General features: G+C 54.0%; 13 protein-coding genes. 7 read left to right on the plus strand and 6 right to left on the minus strand.

What is annotated here, in order from left to right:
- Nucleotides 1-6 precede the first annotated feature (6 nt).
- From GSQ70_RS24765 to ygbI, 3 genes are all read right to left on the minus strand, one after another.
- Nucleotides 7-2,130 carry a TonB-dependent siderophore receptor gene (locus tag GSQ70_RS24765; protein WP_158785002.1) on the minus strand — a complete coding sequence of 708 codons (2,124 nt, stop codon included), beginning with the start codon at nucleotides 2,128-2,130 and terminating at the stop codon, nucleotides 7-9.
- 190 nt (nucleotides 2,131-2,320) lie between these two features.
- Nucleotides 2,321-5,788: an autotransporter outer membrane beta-barrel domain-containing protein gene (locus tag GSQ70_RS24770; RefSeq protein ID WP_158785003.1), complete on the minus strand. Its 3,468-nt coding sequence runs from the start codon at nucleotides 5,786-5,788 to the stop codon at nucleotides 2,321-2,323.
- A 511-nt stretch (nucleotides 5,789-6,299) separates the two neighbouring features.
- Complete coding sequence (ygbI, locus tag GSQ70_RS24775; RefSeq protein ID WP_158785004.1) at nucleotides 6,300-7,058, minus strand: DNA-binding transcriptional repressor YgbI; 759 nt, start codon at nucleotides 7,056-7,058, stop codon at nucleotides 6,300-6,302.
- A gap of 212 nt (nucleotides 7,059-7,270) precedes the next feature.
- On the opposite strand from ygbI, the gene ltnD reads away from it, so the two are divergent.
- The 5 genes from ltnD (at nucleotide 7,271) to GSQ70_RS24800 (ending at nucleotide 12,347) form a co-directional block, all read left to right on the plus strand.
- Complete coding sequence (ltnD, locus tag GSQ70_RS24780) at nucleotides 7,271-8,185, plus strand: L-threonate dehydrogenase (protein WP_158785005.1); 915 nt, start codon at nucleotides 7,271-7,273, stop codon at nucleotides 8,183-8,185.
- Nucleotides 8,185-9,447: a 3-oxo-tetronate kinase gene (otnK, locus tag GSQ70_RS24785; RefSeq protein ID WP_158785006.1), complete on the plus strand. Its 1,263-nt coding sequence runs from the start codon at nucleotides 8,185-8,187 to the stop codon at nucleotides 9,445-9,447. Before ltnD ends, otnK begins: the two co-directional genes overlap by 1 nt.
- Entirely contained in the window at nucleotides 9,444-10,067 is a 624-nt protein-coding gene (locus GSQ70_RS24790; RefSeq protein WP_158785007.1) for an aldolase, read from the plus strand. The genes otnK and GSQ70_RS24790 overlap by 4 nt, the downstream gene beginning before the upstream one ends.
- A 2-nt stretch (nucleotides 10,068-10,069) precedes the next feature.
- The gene (locus GSQ70_RS24795; protein WP_158785008.1) at nucleotides 10,070-10,846 is read left to right on the plus strand and encodes an HPr family phosphocarrier protein; all 777 of its coding nucleotides are present in this window, start codon (nucleotides 10,070-10,072) and stop codon (nucleotides 10,844-10,846) included.
- A gap of 145 nt (nucleotides 10,847-10,991) precedes the next feature.
- Entirely contained in the window at nucleotides 10,992-12,347 is a 1,356-nt protein-coding gene (locus GSQ70_RS24800) for a GntP family transporter (RefSeq protein WP_158785009.1), read from the plus strand.
- A gap of 23 nt (nucleotides 12,348-12,370) precedes the next feature.
- Here GSQ70_RS24800 and GSQ70_RS24805 read toward each other — a convergent pair whose 3' ends face one another.
- Nucleotides 12,371-12,700, minus strand: coding sequence for a TetR-like C-terminal domain-containing protein (locus GSQ70_RS24805; protein ID WP_158785459.1), 330 nt, complete (start codon nucleotides 12,698-12,700; stop codon nucleotides 12,371-12,373).
- On the opposite strand from GSQ70_RS24805, the gene GSQ70_RS24810 reads away from it, so the two are divergent.
- The gene (locus tag GSQ70_RS24810) at nucleotides 12,593-13,183 is read left to right on the plus strand and encodes an SDR family NAD(P)-dependent oxidoreductase (protein ID WP_158785010.1); all 591 of its coding nucleotides are present in this window, start codon (nucleotides 12,593-12,595) and stop codon (nucleotides 13,181-13,183) included. The two genes, GSQ70_RS24805 and GSQ70_RS24810, sit on opposite strands and share 108 nt — an antisense overlap.
- 216 nt (nucleotides 13,184-13,399) lie before the next feature.
- On the opposite strand, the gene fhuE is transcribed toward GSQ70_RS24810, so the two are convergent.
- Nucleotides 13,400-15,622: a ferric-rhodotorulic acid/ferric-coprogen receptor FhuE gene (gene fhuE / locus GSQ70_RS24815; RefSeq protein ID WP_158785011.1), complete on the minus strand. Its 2,223-nt coding sequence runs from the start codon at nucleotides 15,620-15,622 to the stop codon at nucleotides 13,400-13,402.
- Between the two features lie 338 nt (nucleotides 15,623-15,960).
- On the minus strand, nucleotides 15,961-16,833 hold the full coding sequence (locus GSQ70_RS24820; protein ID WP_158785012.1) for a hypothetical protein: 873 nt from the start codon (nucleotides 16,831-16,833) through the stop codon (nucleotides 15,961-15,963).
- Between the two features lie 230 nt (nucleotides 16,834-17,063).
- Here GSQ70_RS24820 and GSQ70_RS24825 point away from each other — a divergent pair, with 230 nt between their 5' ends.
- Nucleotides 17,064-17,438, plus strand: a complete 375-nt coding sequence (locus GSQ70_RS24825; RefSeq protein WP_158785013.1) for a RidA family protein — start codon at nucleotides 17,064-17,066, stop codon at nucleotides 17,436-17,438.
- The last annotated feature ends 240 nt before the right edge of the window (nucleotides 17,439-17,678 follow it).

Genomic DNA, 17,678 nt, shown 5'->3' on the forward strand with positions numbered 1-17,678 from the left:
CCCCGATCAGAAGTCTACAGCGGCCTGCAGGGTAATCTCACGCGGATCGCCCTCGATCACCCGAAGGTTACCGGCGCTGGATTCGTAATACTCTTTATTAAACAGGTTGTTAATATTGAGCTTCAGCTGGGTGTGTTTGCCGACCAGCTTACTGTCCCAGGCAATAAAGGCATCGGCCACGGTGTAATCAGGCATGGTGAAGCTGTTTTCCGGATCGCCTGCACGGCTCCCGACATAGCGACCGCCGCCGCCCACCCGCAGCTCACCAGGCAGCCAGGAGAAGCGCATTGTGTGGCTCAGGTAGAGGCTGCCCATATTGGTTGGGGCGTTGACCAGGCGATTGCCGACATTGTCCGGATTAGTGTTGTCCTCAACAATTTCGGTTTTGTCATAGCTGTAGTTGGCAATCAGATTCCAGTCCTGCGCCAGCTCGCCGTTAATCTCCACCTCCGCTCCGCTGGAGCGCGCTTTCGGGATGTTGCGCGTCACGCCGTTGATAAACACCGACATATCTTCCTCATCGATGCGGTACAGTGCCAGAGTGGCGGAAACGGCGGCCACAACCTGCCATTTCGCGCCGACTTCATAAGTGGTGCCCTTCTCGGTGGAAGCCACGTTGCCATCATCGTCGGTCTGGGTGGAAGGAGTGAACGAGCGGCTGTAGCTGCCGTACAGCGAGAGATCCGACAGCACTTTATAAACCAACCCAACCTGAGGCAGGAACGCATCACCCCGGTCGTTCAGCGTGGTTTGCGGGTCGATAAACCCGCTGCTGCCGGTCTGGGTGTAGCGCTGGTAGCGACCGCCCAGCACCGCTATCCACCTGTCGTTGAGATGAATGCTGTCTTTGGCGAACACCGACCGGCTGTAAAGGTTAGTCCGCAGATTACTGATCGAATCACTGTAGGTACTGCTGCCGATCACCGGCTCTTCGCCGTAAACCGGGTCATACATGTTAAAGGTCTTTGAAACCTTGCCCCGATACGAATATGCCTTATAGGTTTCGTCCTGCTCATAGTCGACACCCAGCATCACATCATGCTGCATCCCCCAGATTTCCGGGCTGCCGCCGATATCCCATGACAGGTAAGTGGTCTGATGGTTAAAGCCGCGATTGGCATCGGCACGGCGGGAAACAATGCCTGTAGTCGTGTCGATTGCGGTGGCACGCACTTCATTACTGTCGTAGCGGCGCTGCATCCAGGCGTAGCTGAAATGGGTATCCCAGGTGTCGTCCAGCGCGTAAGCGTAATTGAAGTTCAGGCGCTTGTTCTTGCCCCAGGCGTGGTTCGCACTGTCGTCCAGACGCTGGTTGTAGGGAATATTAACCGGCTTTTTGTTGATAAAGGCGGTGCCACGGTCGTAAGGCACATCGTATTTGTATTCAACATAGCTGAGGTTGAAAGAGGCTTTTTCACCAAACCAGCTGAGTGACGGGGCGATCAGCGTATGCTCGTTGACGCCGAAATTGCGCCAGTAATCTTCACGCTGGCGTTCGGCAATCAGGCGGAAGGCGAAACCATCGCCCAGTGGACCGGTAACGTCAACGGTTCCCGTACCGCCACCGTAGCTGCTGGAGCTGCCGCTGAGGTGAGTGTTCCACTCATACTGCGGCTTTTTGCTCACCAGGTTAATCACCCCGCCAGGGTTGAGGATGCCGTACAGCAGTGAGGCCGATCCTTTCAGCACTTCCACACGATCAATAGTGGAGTCCATCGACAGTCCCTGATTACTGCGCACGCCATCGAGAAAGATCGAGCCGTCAGAGTTAGCCCCAAAGCCGCGTTTTACAAAGCCATCTTCCGTGCCGCCCAGCGTATTGCCCTGAGTCACGCCGCTGACAAACTTCACGGCGTCATTAACGGTTCTGACCTGATAATCCTGCATAACCTGTGGCGTAACCACGCTGATCGACTGCGGCGTTTCGTTACGCGGCGCTGCTGTTTTAGTAGCCGTGGTGGCGGAATCCAGGCTGTAACTGCCGCTCGTGCCGGGTTGTTCAGCGGTCACGGTCAGAGTCTGATCTTTTGCCGTTTCTGCCGCCAGCGCGGTGCCGCTACTGAGCAGCGAGGCCAAAAGAATAAAATGTGTTTTCCCGGAAAGACGATCAGGAGATAAAAGCGATTTCATAAATTAGCGCGCAAGTGAGGTTGTTTTTTGTGCGCGAATGATAATTAGTTTCATTGGCGTTATCAATTGCATCGCCAGTGTCATTTCGTCACTACTACATTTCCTTCTTGCCGGAATAAAAAATGCCTGCCGACAGCCCCGGAGAGCTGACTGGCAGGCACCTTTTTTTATTTACTGCTTAACCGAACCGTCAGAACTGGTATTTCACGCCCAGATTGCCGGTATAGCCTTCATAGCCCTGGCCGAAGCTGTGTGAATAGGTGGCTTCAGCGTACAGGTTAAGCTGGCTGGTGACTTTGCCGCTGATCCCCGCCCCCGTGCGCCACACGCCTTTACGAACGTCCGGCCGGAGGGTTTCGTCATTCATATCCACGCCCGGCGTGCTGCCCAGCTGCTGGATCACATCCGCTTTGACGTAAGGCTGAACCATTGGCGCATCATAAAACAGACGCAACCCAGCCCGCGCCTGACCGATAAACACGTTCTGGTCTTTCAGCTTCACGCCGCTGGCGTAGGTCTGGCTGATGTTCATGTACTGGCCCATCAACTGCACCTGCGGTTCCAGTTTGACCTGCTCAGCCAGCGTAAAGGGTTTGCCCACTTCCGCCGACAGCAGCGCAGCATAGCTGTCCATTTTGGCATCGGTCAGGCTGGTAAACCGGTTACTGTAACGGGTCAGTTGACCAACGGTATCCAGATAGCTGCCGTCGTCATTCCAGGTGGTGACGTAGCCGCCAATTCCATAAGCCGTGGTATCCGTTTTCCCCACGTCCACGGAGAGTCCCGGACGGGCGCTACGTCCGTTATCTTTGTTGCTGCTGTGCTGACGGCCCAGCGTTAACATCGGTCCGGCTTTGACGTGCCAGTTATCAGCAAGATCTTTTTTCAGCGTATCGCCACCCAGTTGAATAAACGCGGTGTTAACGTCAAAAGCAAAACGTCCGGCAGAGTAACTGTCATGGCGGCCATAAATCCTGCCCCATGCGGCGCGATCGCCCTGCATCGCCCCCAGACGCTCATGGTAGGTGCCAGCTGAAGTGAAGCCATAGGCTGCGTTCAGGTAAGGTGCAATCAGGTAGCCTGCTACCTCAGGTCGCCAGGTTTTGGTATCGGAAGGGGTTTCAGCATCAGGCACAACGGCAGCCTCACCTCCTGCGTCCGAGTTATCTCCGTTATCCGGATTAACGGGGTCAACCGGGTTAACCGGATCGACTGGAGTAACCGGGTCAACCGGCTCAACCGCTGTATAAGAAGACTGCAGGTACCAGGTGTTACCATTCACCTTGTTCAGGAAGTATTCGTAGTTACCCGCCACCACGCTGTTGTTCTGGGCGAACGTGGCTGACTGGGCATCCCCGGAAACCTGCACCAGCAAGATGCCCGCATCGGTCTGAGCACCCTGGCCATCTTTGTTATTGATGGTGACATGGAAGCTGCCTTCCGCATTGCCCGTCACCAGCACCTTATCCGTTGGAGAAGTGTCATCCCCAAGTTGGGTATTCATGGCAAACGTGCCTGAGCCGGTCAGGTTGCCATCAACGGTCAGGGTACTGAATCCGCCATTGCTGTTGCTGAAAGTGACCAGACCATCCTGCTTCAGGTCCTGAAGGTTAGAATCGCCAGTCATCAGCCAGCGGCTGGTACTGTCGAGCACCAGTTGGCTGACGTTTTGCGTGGTGCCGGTCAGTGACGAGTCATTCGCCAGTGAGAGAGTGAGATTATTGTCGTAGCTGTCGGTAACCACATTACCCAGCAGAGCAACGCTGCTATCGGCGGTGGTCTGGAAGTCTGAGTACGTTGTTGTGCCGTCGTCATTCTCAACGGAGATCGCGCTTAACGCCACGCCATCCCCCCCTTTGATAACAGTGCCGTTTTTCAGGGTAAGATTTAGCACGGCGGCTCTGGTCGTGGCTCCTGATGCCGCATCGCTGGTTAAGCTTACGTTATCCAGCGTGACGTTACTGGCTGTTCCGGCGACAGCAGATGTTGCAAACAACCCTGTGGCATCCAGTCCAGTGGTCGTAAACTGGCTGTTGCTGATATTCAGGGTCGAGGAGTCGGTGGCGAGGCCAAAAGATTCTGTTCCCGCCGTGTCAGCCGTAACCCCATCTGCATTGAGGGTAGAAGAGTTCAGCGCATACACGCCACCACTCTTGTCAGAAGATGTTGAGATCGTGCTGTCGGTCAGATTCACCGTGCTGCCAGTATTGGCTACTGCACCATAGGACCCAACGCCTGAGGTTTTAATCGCTGTCCCCGCAGCGCTAATGACTGTGCCACTGTCCGTCGCGATAAGGCCGAACGCATTGTTACCTGTAGTGGTCAGCATTGATCCTTGCAGGCTAACAGAACCCGTTTTAAACGCAGCAGCACCAAATGCCCCATCCCCTGAGGTGTTCACTGCGGAATTCGTCAGGATCATCACCCCACCGTTCGTAGCCGACACTCCATAGGCATCCTCGCCAGAAGTTGTGATGGAGGAATCCGTCAATGTCAGCTGGCTGCCAGTTTTACCTGTCTGATTGACCGCTATCGCACCGTAAGCAGTTTTGCCCGAAGTCGTGATGTTCAGGTTGCTCCCTTCAGACACGGTTTCATTATAGAAGCCGAAGCTTCTCGATCCCATCGTCATCAGAGTACTGTCTTTGACTGTCGCCGTACCCAACTGGGCAGTGATAGCGTGTGAGCTGTTTCCCTGAGTCTGAAACGTGGCACCGTCCGCGTCCAGAGAAACTCCCTGAGCGGCCAACCAAACCCCATATGCACTAACACCGGTTGTCGTATAGGTGCCACCACGCAGTATGACGCTGGCATTATCCTTATTGGCATCAACAGCATGGCTGGCTCCGCCGGTCGTATTCACATCCACGTTGGTCAGCGTCGTGCTGCTGTTAATCCAGCCACGAACACCGCCAGATACCGAATTGATTGTACTGTCAGTCAATTCCAGCGAACTGTTCGTTCCTACCTGGACGGCTGCCACTCCACCCTGGGTCGTGTATACGCTTGAATCGATGGTAACGTTGTTTCCCACCAGTGAACTATTGGTCAGTGAAATAGCGCTATCACCGCCGCTGTTCAGCAGAGTGATGCCAACGTCATTTAAAGTGGCCGTGGCGCCATTAGTCAGCGTCATACCGCCAATTGCCGCACTACCGGAAATAACAACACCGTCAGCATTTAATGTGCCACCCGACATTTTAATCCCATAGGCATTCGCTCCGCCTGGCAGAATGTTGACATCGGTGAGCGTCAAATTGGAGTTGGTAGCGGCAATACCATGCGCCTGAGAGGCAACCGTAGTAATAACACCGCCCGTCATCTTCAGGGTCGCGTTATCTGCATAGATGCCTGAAGCAACACTTCCCAGCGTGGACAGTGAGGCATTATTCAGTTCCAGACTGGCCTGGTTAGCGACATAAGCGGCATAGGCTCCATTAGTCATGGTACTGAATCGTAAATTACTGTCGGTAATCAGCAGGCTGTTCAGTCCCGACGCATAAAGCGGGTAATCAGTACTCTCTGTACTGCTGTAACCTGAAGTCACCTGCAATGTACTGCCATCATTTACTGTCCAGGGTGAAGCCGCAAAAGTATACAAAGGAAAAAGTGCCAGCGTCAGCAAATTAAGTGTAAACGGCCGTTGAGTAATAGCCATGGTGTATCCTTTCATTAATATCAACGAAAATTAAAACGATAGAGAAAAGAGTCTCTACCTTTCATTGCTGTAAAGTCAGTGAGATATCAGTAACAACAAATGACCTCAAAAGAGAATACCGCGAGAATTCATAGGTAATGTATTGATAACAGAAAGGGACCCGGCCAGATCTTATAAAGGATCGCCCCTGATTCAATTGCTCATTCTTGCGGGGCAATATTAAGTGATCATTCTGTATGAGAAAAGATATTTTTCTGTCAGAACGATTAAATCAAAATATTCCAGACAAAACGTTAGAGGTTCCAGTAACTCAAATTAATTACTTTAACAAAAGAATGCAGAATAATAAGTTAAGTGAGCATGCATTTAAAAATAACGTTTTCTTCATTCCTGAAAAAGGCCAATAATCCCCAGCTAACGATAAAAACATAGAATATCTTCTATGTTTTTGTCGGGATTTTAAATAAATACACGATGTTATTGGCCTTTATTCGGCGGATTAATGCCGCTTTCAGGCCAGTGTAATCTCGATATTCAGGGCGTTCAGCTCATGCCGCGCCGATTCTGACAGGCGAGGATCGGTGATCACACCATCAAACCGGTTGAGTGGCAGGGCCAGAAAAGTGGCAATTTTGTTGTATTTTGAGCTGTCGGCCAGCAGCACCCGCTTCCGGCTCACTTCGCTGGCGGCTCGCTTCACGGTGATCTTTTCCTCATCCGGCGTAAAAATGCCACGGGCCCCCCAGCAGGACGCGGAGATAAACGCGATGTCTACAGAAAGTCCGCGCAGCGCCTGAGCCGCCGCATCGCCGACACAGGATCGATTATCGCGTAACAGGCTTCCGCCAGTGTGTACCATCCGGCATTGGCTGTTCTCGATCAGAAAGTTCGCAATAACAAAGTCGTTAGTGACCACCAGCAAATCGTCCCTGACTTCCAGCGCCCGGGCCAGCGCCAGCGTGGTGGTGCCCGCATCCAGATAGATGCAGCTGTTCAACGGAATATGCCGCGCTGCCGCTGCACCAATCGCCTGCTTCTCCTGGCTGAACATGCTGGTTTTATCGAGATGGGAAGGCTCGCTCGCCAGCCGCTCCGCCGAACGCACGCCGCCGGAAACCAGCATCACCGCATCCTGTTCCTCCAGCTTTTGCAGATCGCGGCGGATGGTCATATGGGAGACGCCCAGACGCTCAGTCAGCTCAGCAATACTCACCACGCCCTTTTCCTGTACCAGCGCTAAAATTTGTTGATGTCGTTCGACCGGGATCATGCTCTCTCCTTGTAGTCGTGGCTGACGAATCGCATCAGTGTAATGGAGCTGCCTTGTTGCCTGCAGCCATTTTTTATCACTAGTGTTAATCCTTGTGAAAAACAGGTGCATTCCTGTTAATTAATGTGAGGAATATCACCAAAATGATCGTTAAGAACGCCTACACTTCACACATCAAAACAAATAATCACTAATTTTAACACGGAGAGCGTATGTCAAACGCAACATCAGTGTCGGTCTGTGTCGTTGGCCTCGGTTCCATGGGGATGGGTGCGGCGCAATCCTGTATCAAAGCCGGGCTGAAAACCTGGGGTGTCGATTTAAACCCGCAGGCGCTGCAAACTTTGCGCGACAGCGGTGCTCAGGCTGCTGAAACCAGTGCTGCCAGCTTCGCGGCTGAACTGGATGCAGTGCTGCTGCTGGTGGTAAATGCCGCGCAGGTGAAGCAGATCCTGTTTGCCGAGAACGGACTGGCGACGCTGCTGAAACCTGGTACGGCGGTGATGGTGTCCTCTACCATTTCTTCACAGGATGCATTGCAGATTGAGCAGCAGCTGGCGGAATACCAGTTGGTGATGCTGGATGCCCCCGTCTCCGGCGGCGCGGCGAAAGCTGCCATCGGTGAGATGACGGTGATGGCTTCAGGCAGTGACCAGGCCTTTGAACTGCTGCAGCCGGTGCTGAATGCGGTGGCGGGCAAAGTCTACCGCATCGGGAGCGAAATCGGCCTCGGCTCAACGGTAAAAATCATCCACCAGCTGCTGGCCGGTGTACATATTGCCGCCGGTGCAGAAGCGATGGCGCTGGCTGCCCGGGCCGGGATCCCGCTGGATACCATGTATGACGTGGTGACCAACGCCGCCGGCAACTCCTGGATGTTTGAGAACCGTATGCGCCACGTGGTTGACGGTGACTACTCGCCAAAATCCGCCGTGGATATTTTTGTGAAAGATCTCGGCCTGGTGGCTGATACGGCGAAAGCGCTGCACTTCCCGCTGCCGCTGGCCTCAACCGCCTTCAACATGTTCACCTCCGCCAGCAACGCAGGCTATGGCCGCGAAGACGACAGCGCGGTGATCAAGATTTTCAGCGGCATTACGCTGCCAGCCAGACAGGAGCGTGGATAATGCGCCTGGGAGTGATTGCCGATGATTTTACCGGCGCGACCGACATCGCCAGTTTCCTGGTGCAGAACGGCATGGCTACCGTACAGGTTAACGGCGTGCCACCGGAGCCACTGGCGCTGGATGCTGATGCAATCGTGGTCAGCCTGAAGTCGCGTTCATGCGCGCCGCAAAAGGCGGTGGCTGATTCCCTGCATGCGCTGGAATGGCTACAACAGCAGGGCTGCGAACGCTTCTATTTTAAATATTGCTCCACCTTCGACAGTACCATGAAAGGTAACATCGGGCCGGTAACGGACGCACTGCTGGCAGCAACAGGCGAATCGCAAACCATTATTTCCCCCTCTCTGCCGGTTAACGGTCGCACCGTTTATCAGGGTCATCTGTTTGTGATGGATCAGCTGCTGTCCGACTCGGGCATGCGTCACCATCCGGTGACGCCGATGACCGACAGCAATCTGCTGCGGCTGATGGAGGCTCAGGCTGCCGGTAAGGCAGGGCTGGTTGCCAGCCAGACCCTTGATCGGGGCGCTGCCGCCGTGCGCGAAAAAATGGCCGCGCTGGCGCAGGAAGGCGTGAGCTATGTGGTGCTGGACGCACTGAATGAACAGCATCTGCTGACCCAGGGCGAAGCAGTCCGCGAGCTGAAACTGGTCACCGGTGGTTCCGGGTTGGCTATCGGCCTGGCCCGCCAGTGGGCCAATGCCGCGCACAACAGCGAACAGGCACAGGCTGCCGGAGCCCCTGCGGGTGAACGTGCGGTGGTACTTTCAGGCTCCTGCTCTACCATGACCAATCGTCAGGTTGCGCGCTACCGTGACCAGGCTCCGTCACTGGGGATTGACGTGGAACGCGCTCTGCAACAGCGTGAAGTCTATGCCGCCGAGCTCTGTGACTGGGTGGCAGAGCACAGCACGGAGAACCTGGCACCGCTGCTGTTCGCCACTTCAGAACCGGAAAAACTTCAGCGTATTCAGCAGAAGTATGGCGCACAGGAGAGCAGCGAAGCCGTTGAGCAACTGTTTGCCGCCGTAGTGCGTGATCTGCAGCAGCGCGGCTGGCAGCGTTTTATCGTCGCGGGTGGTGAAACCTCCGGCGTGGTTGCGCAAACCCTTGGCATTGATGCCTTCCATATTGGTCCGGTGATTTCGCCCGGCGTCCCCTGGGTCAGAGCCGTGGCTCAGCCAGTCTCGCTGGCGCTGAAGTCCGGTAACTTTGGTGATGAGAACTTCTTTGCCCGCGCCCAGACGGAGTTTCCGCTATGACTGAACAACAAGCACGTGAAGAGATGGTCCGCCTGGGCGCGTCATTTTTCAAGCGCGGCTATGCCACCGGCTCGGCCGGTAACCTGTCGATGAAGCTCGAAGACGGCACGTTGCTGGCCACGCCCACCGGCTCCTGCCTGGGTGAACTGGTGGCTGAACGTCTGTCGAAAGTGACGCCGGAAGGCGAATGGATTGGCGGTGACAAACCGTCGAAAGAGATCAGCTTCCACCGGGCGATTTACCAGAATAACCCGGCCTGTGGGGCGATTGTGCATCTGCACTGTTTGTACCTCACCGCACTTTCCTGCCTGGAAGGGCTGGATACGCAGAACTGCATCCGCCCCTTCACCCCGTATGTGGTGATGCGCGTCGGTGATGTCCCGGTGATTCCTTATTATCGTCCGGGAGATGACCGTCTGGGACAGGATCTTGCCAGGCTGGCTCCGCACTATAAAGCGTTCCTGCTGGCGAACCACGGGCCGGTAGTGGTGGGGAAAACCCTGCGTGAAGCAGCTGATAACACTGAAGAACTGGAAGAGACCGCCCGGCTGATCTTCACCCTGGGCGAGCGCCCGATTCGTTATCTGAATGATGACGAAGTGGCTGAATTACGGAGCTGAACATGCCTAAATTTGCTGCCAATCTTTCGACCATGTTTACCGACCTGCCGTTTCTGGCGCGCTTTGATGCCGCCGCTGAGGCTGGTTTTCGCGGCGTGGAGTTTCTTTTCCCTTACGACTACGACGCGGCAGAGCTGAAGCAGGCGCTGGTGCGTAACCATCTTGAGATGGTGCTGTTTAATACCGGCCCCGGCAATGTCGAAGCCGGTGAATGGGGCGTTTCCGCCATTCCGGGACGGGAAGAAGAAGCCCGGCGGGATATCGACACGGCGCTGGAATATGCCGTGGCGCTGGATTGCCCGCAGGTGCATATCATGGCCGCGACCGTCCCTGAAGGTGCGGATCGCGAGGCATACTGCCGCACCTTTATTGAGAACATCCGCTACGCCGCCGACCGCTTTGCGTCACACGGCATCCGCATTTTGCTGGAAGCGCTGAACCCGAAAACCAAACCGCGTTACCTCTACGCCAGCCAGTATCAGACGCTGGAAATGGTGAAGCGCATCGATCGTCCGGGTGTGTTCACCCAGCTCGATCTGTTCCACGCCCAGCTGGTGGACGGCAACCTCAGCCATCTGATCGGCGATTTTACCGGGCAGTATCAGCATATTCAGATCGCCTCCGCACCGGATCGTCATGAACCGGACGAGGGCGAGATCAACTACCCGTGGCTGTTCGACCTGATCGACCAAAGCGGCTATCAGGGTTGGATCGGCTGCGAATATTTCCCGCGGGCTTCAACTCTGGAAGGTCTGGACTGGTTCACTCCGTATAAATAACAGCAAGTTTTCGTGACTGACGCTGCGCGTTTCTGCGCGCAGCGACGGCTTTCTGCTGCCTGGTTCAGGTGCCGACCGGGAAATGCATTACCTATTATCTTGTTGAAAAAATTGAAAAAATATAAAATCCCAAGAGGCTGAACTGATGTCTACCGCCCTGCTACTTACCATCGCCGTCGCCAGCGTGCTGATTTTGCTGCTGATGGTCATCAAAGCCAAAATCCACCCTTTCGTTGCCCTGCTGGTGGTCAGCCTGCTGGTAGCGATCGCCACCGGGATCCCGGCCGACAATATTATGAAAGTGATCGTCGCCGGGATGGGTGGCCTGTTGGGATCGATAACGATCATCATCGTGCTGGGGGCCATGCTTGGAGCTATCATCGAGGCCTCCGGCGGTGCCGAATCACTGGCACAGCGCTTTACCCACACGTTAGGAGTGAAACGTACCGTGGCAGCGCTGACCATGGCCGCCTTTGTGCTCGGCATTCCGGTCTTTTTTGAAGTCGGCTTTATTATCGTTATCCCGCTGATTTACGGCTTTACCAAAGTCGCCCGTGTTTCGCCGCTGAAATACGGCCTGCCAATGGCTGGCGTGATGCTGACCGTCCACGTTGCGCTGCCCACTCATCCGGGTCCGGCTGCGGCGGCCGGTCTGCTGGGTACGGATATTGGCTGGTTGATGCTGCTGGGTATTGCCGTCTCTATCCCGGTTGGCGTGGTGGGCTACTTTGTGGCTAAGTGGATGAACCTGCGTCAGTACCATCTGTCGCTGAACGTCCTGGAACAGCTACAGCTGGCCAAACCGGAAAACAGCCCGCGAAAAACAGGCATTGAACCGCCTGACGCATGGCTGATCTCCTCGCTGATTGTGGTGCCAATCCTGCTGATCGTGGTGGGTACGCTGGCCCACACAGCCCTGCCCGAAGGGAATGCTATCCGCCAGTTGCTCACACTGATTGGCACCCCGGCAATTGCCCTGTTGATTGCGCTGGCCCTGTCTGCCTGGCTGCTGGGCCTGCGTCGCGGCCTGACCAAAGACAAGCTGGGCGAACTGCTGGACCGGGCGATCCCCAGCTCTGCAGGGGTGATTCTGGTAGCGGGTGCGGGCGGTGCGTTTGGTAAAGTACTGGTGGAATCCGGCGTGGGTAAAGCGCTGGCGCTGTCGCTGGAAACCATTCATCTGCCGCTGGTCCCGGCTGCGTTTATCCTGTCGCTGGCGCTGCGCGCTTCACAGGGCTCGGCTACCGTGGCCATCCTCACCACCAGCGGACTGCTGACACAGGCCGTTACCGGGCTGAGCGATATCCAGCTGGTGCTGGTCACGCTCTCTGCCTGCTTCGGCGGACTGGGACTGTCACATGTGAACGATGCAGGTTTCTGGGTGGTGACCCGCTACCTGGGCTTGTCGGTGGCCGATGGTCTGAAAACCTGGACGGTGCTGACCACGGCGATGGGTATTACCGGGTTCCTGCTGGTCTGGCTGGTTTCTGCGGTAGTGTGACGCGGTTGAAGGACCAGTTCGTCTCAGGACGGGCTGGCCTGTGACGCCTGTTCGCCCGCAGCAGCGATCCAGATTTGCAGTCCGAAGGATCCGCCACTGCCTGGTTTCAACTCTCCCAGCACACCCGCCTGCTCCAGCACACACATGCCGTGCATCAACGCCCACAATGCCACTGACGCCTCGGGCGCCTGCTTTTCCCCATACAATCGGCTCACCTGGCCGGTGACGAACCGCCAGCACTGAAGATGCATTGCATTTTCATCATCACCTTCAGCAGGAGCCGCAAGCGTCAGCGCGAAAACATGCGGGCTTTCTCTGGCAAACGCCAGATACGCATCAGAAAGGGCACGTATTGCATCCGCCGGATTTTTGCCGCCGGCCGCGTCATTAACATGAGCTCAGTGGGAGGTCGCTTCAGTGCGCCTTTTTTGGGTGCCTATGCCGCCTCTAAACACGCACTTGAAGGTGCTTCAGAATCATTACGCCGCGAACTGCAGCTGTATGGCATTGAGGTGATCCTGATTGAACCTGGCTTTGTTAATACGCCTATTCTGGATAAAGCCATACAGGAAGATTACAGCCGCTATCGGGAAACGGATTACGGGCCGATCATCGACCGTTTTGTCAGCTGGTTTATCGGAGAAGGCCGCAAAGGGATGAAGCCTGAAGTGGTTGGCGAAGCCGTATACACGGCCCTGACTCATCAAAATCCTCAGGTCTGCTATACCCTGGTTCAGCAGAAATGGAAGAACTGGACGCTGCCCCGGCTGCTGCCGAAACGCATGGTCGATCGGGCTATTGGAAAGCAACTGGGTTTGATAAAGCGAGACAGGTGATCGGATTCGTACCCGCCGCCAATCCTGCTGGTGAACGCCACTGATTGAGACCATATTGTCCTTTCGGGCCATTGAACAGAGTGGCCGTCGGAGTCATGCCATTGCATCACAATGTAATGGCATGTTCTTCAACAGGCAGCGCGCAGGATACAAAGGAATATGAGTTCTATACTACGGAAAATGCCCCGTTGCCGGGGCATTCTTATCAGAGGTGGATCAGAAGCGGTAGTTAGCGGTCACTGAGACGTTACGCGGCTCGCCGTAAACGGTGTTTCTGCCCACGTCGATGTTGTAGGTTTTATCGAACAGGTTGTTCAGGTTAGCCTGAATTGAAAACTGTTTGGTCACGTTATAGCGACCGAAAAGATCAACCAGCGCATAGCTGCCCTGCTCTGCATACAGGGTGCTGGCCCCGTCCGGCCCGGCAACGTTATCCCAGGTATGCGTCTGCCAGTTAACTCCACCGCCCACGGTCAGATCCTGCAGCATCGGCAGGCGATAGCTGGTGAACAACTTCAGCGTGGTGCGTGGCTGAGTCGGGTTCAGCGCAGCGTTTTCACCGTCTTTCGCCACATAGCGGGTTGCGCCAAAGGTCATCTGCAGATTGTCAGTGACCGCCCCATTGACTTCGAACTCAACACCCTTGCTGACCGTGCCATCCTGCTCATAATAGGCGTAGTCGTTGCTGCCCGGCACCAGCGCATAATCCGTGGCACCCAGATGATCCTGCTCGATACGGAACACGGCTAATGAAGCTGTCACACGGCTGTTGTTCCAGTCACCTTTGATCCCGGTCTCGTAGCTTTTTCCGGTAACCGGAGAGAGATAGGCGCCGCTGGCATTACGATAAGTCTGCGGCTTGAAGATCGAGGTGTAGCTGGCATAAGCAGAATAGGTATCGTTGATGTCATACACCAGGCCCGCGTAAGGCGTGATGTTGTTCTTCTCCATATTCTGCGTCAGCGTGTTAGCCCGATACTGGGTATAACGCGCACCGAGGATCATATGCAACGGATCGGCCAGTGAAATACGGGTCGCCATATAGGCCGATTTCTGACGGATGGTGTTGTCCTGAGACAACGCCTGGTCGTCCCAGTCCGGTTCCGGATAGTTACCCCAGTGATTAAAATCACCCACATCAGCCGAGGTGAAGCTGGTCGAAGTTCCGATATAGCGGTCGTGCTGACGGATGTAAGTCACCCCGGCCATCAGCTGGTGCTCACGCCCGAACAGCTCAAACGGCCCGGTGACATAGGAATCAACAGAGTCCTCTTTACGCTTCGCGGTGTTGTAGCCGGTACCGCCTAACAGATCGTAGCCCGCATAAGGCCCGACGCCAATCCCGGTGGTTTTATCGAAGTATCCGTCAATATACAGCAGCTTACTGTCCATGGTCGCTTCAGTATGGGAGCCGCTGAGGTTGAACTGCCAGCCGTTGCTGAAATCCTGTTTCAGCTTAGCGAAGACTTTCTTCGAATCGCTGTTGTTATAGGCCCAGTCAGGAGAAAGATTGGTGCTGCGATCGTAATTGGTTTTACTGCCATCAAGGTAGAAGGTTGGCAGGCCGCCCCAGGTCGCACCCTGAATATTGGTTTCTTCGTAGTCATAGCCCAACGAGAGGGTCGTCGAGTCGGTCAGATCGGCATCCACCACGCCATAAAGGAATTTTTTCTGGGTATGGTAGTGATCCAGCCAGCTGTCACCATCCTGGTAACCGGCCACCACGCGACCACGCACATTCCCGGACTCTGTCAGCGGAGCTGAAAGGTCGGCAACATAACGCTGATTATCCCAGCTACCGTAGCTGGCAGAGAGATCGCCTTTAAATTCTTTGCTGTCGGCCTGCTTGCGCACCATATTGATCGAGGCCGCCGGGCTGCCCGCACCGGTCATTAAACCGGTCGCGCCGCGAACCACATCAACCCGATCGTAAATTGCCGTATCAGAAAGGGTATCACCAATGTTCCACTGCGAATCGATCAGCACTGGCACACCATCAATCTGATAGTTATCAATCATAAAACCGCGAGAGTAATAATTACTGCGGTTGGCTCCCGAATTAAATTCGCTGATCCCGGTGGTGTTTTTCAACACATCGTTCAGGGTGTCGAGTTTCTGATCTTCCATGCGCTGCTTAGTGATGACACTGATTGACTGAGGCGTGTCACGAGCGGTCAGCGCCATTTTGGTCGCGGCGCTGGTCACCGGGACGCTGTAGTCCGTGTTTTGCGTGCTGGAAGCCGTGTCAGTCGTGGCATTCACCACCAGGTTCTGTTCTTTTTGAGCGGTGTCCGTGGGGGGGGTTTCAGCAGCAGCGGTCGGCACATGCAATGCAGTGGCGATAACCACAGCCAGCAAAGAGAGTGACGGAGCAGCCATTCTGGCGTAAGAGGAGTGACCAGTACCATTTTCCCGGGAAAGAGAAGGAGCAAAAAACATTATTTACCCTCAAGAGATTTTATTTTTAGATCAGCAGGTTGCAAAGAGAGAACATCTCTTCACACCAAAAAGCGAATGAGAAGTATAATCATTTTGATTGGCAATGCAAAATAAGGTTTTGAACTTTCAGCAAGTAATGTTGTCCACCAACACCTGATGGCCTGTGAATGGAATTAATGCAATATTTTAAACCGCCTGTTGAATAACAGGCAGTCATTACAATGGGTCATTGTCAAATATAAGAGATAATAAACTTAAGAAGAGAGAGTGATAATCATCACCACAGGTGATTGTTTCATCAGGTTTTATCCTGTCAGCGGGAAGCGGCCTGGCGCTTCTCAGTACAGGCTGACCATACCGCTGAGAGCGATCGCCGCCCGATTATGTTTTATCAGCTGATATAAATTTTCTGAGCCGGCCGTTTTCCAGGTGAAAACACCCGCAGATGTCTTGCTGACAATCAGTAAATCCGCGCGGTGGGGACTGACCAGATTAGCGTACTCCACAGCCTGATAGCGCAGTGCATATTTTTCTTCCAGTAAATCGATTTTCCGCTGTATCACGCTGTTTAATTCTTCGGTGATGTCTTTCTCCTGCTTTTCCCCCTCGCTCATACCGGCGACTTTTTTCAACAGGGTCGCGAGTTCAACCACTTTGCCATATTCAGCATTTTGCCAGCTGTTAAGATGCGTTTTGTTATAAACCATGTTGTCATAATCGCCGTCAGATTTATTGATCTGATCATAAGCGGCTAACCGCTCTGCGGAAGTAAAGGCTCCGCTGCGATTGTAAGCGATCAGTGAGGCCGTTTTGCGGCACAGCCCGGTAAAAGGGTTTCTGAGTGCTTTTCCCCGATAGCTGGCTCTGATGTATTCTGCCGCCTGACTGGCCAGCTCGGCGCGACCAGCGTCAGGAGAGAGCGGCCGGTCAGATAAAAATACCGCATTCACATCCGCGCGGCTGGAGTAGAGGGCAATCAACTGACACAAACTTTGGGTATTATTACTGCCAATGCTGTTAACGGACTGAAGTTTTATTTTCGCTAACAATACCGAATTACGATAATTGTACGAAAGAGAGCCACTCTTTACTGCTGACTTGCGTAAATCTGCCGGGTGTTCTGCCCGGGAGCGCTTCACAAGGTCATTGATAACATTCACACTATAAGGAGTAGTTTCCATACCTGGGGTAAGAACGCAGCTGTCCGTCATAGCCTTTTCCATCTTCTGTCTGCGGGGCGCCGGAATATTACTCTGGCAATGGCTTTTTAATATTATCGGATATTCAAACTTATCGGCCCAAAAGACATTTCCTTTAATATGTACTTATTATCAAATGGGCACGAATATTTCAGTCAACTCTAATCCTGATATTTCTTAATATTTCCCTGGCTTGCTTATTTCCACCGTGATGACCAAAACGGCGTTGCCCATCCGGCAACGTGGCGTGGGATGAAGACGGCAATGTGGTGGGAACAGGTGATATGAAAAAGCAGGTTGAGCAGGTTTACGCCAATATCGACAGGCTGCTGGCAGGATTAGGGGTAACCCGTGACGCGATTGTCAGAACAACTACCTACGTCACTGACCTCGCGCTGGTACCGGAAATTCATCCCGTCCGTCAGCGTTTCTTTGCCGGACTTGAGTTATCCGCCAGTACTTTGTTCGAGATCTCTGCGTTGGCCGGGCCGGAGCTAATGCTGATGCTGAAGCTGAAGCTGAAGCTGATGCTGATGCTGATGCTGATGCTGATGCTGATGCTGATGCTGATGCTGATGCTGGAGATTGATCTGATGCGGTTGATGATGCAAGTTTAGGACCAGGCGGGCTTTGAGGCTGTTGCCTTTTGGGCAGCACATTTTTCATGGATCGTTCCGGTTTTTAACTCTCCTGCAGGTACCCTGCCCGCAAGAAAGCACACTCCTTAAATGGAATTATCATTCCAAAAAACATTAAAAACGAAAAAATAAAATAGCAAAAAATAAAAAATATTTTATTTTTAGCCTGATTTTTTTAAGGTTATTTGTGCATCATTTCTCATAAAACATAAAAATCAT

The sequence above is a fragment of the Pantoea sp. BAV 3049 genome (assembly GCF_009765445.1).
GTDB lineage: Bacteria > Pseudomonadota > Gammaproteobacteria > Enterobacterales > Enterobacteriaceae > Erwinia.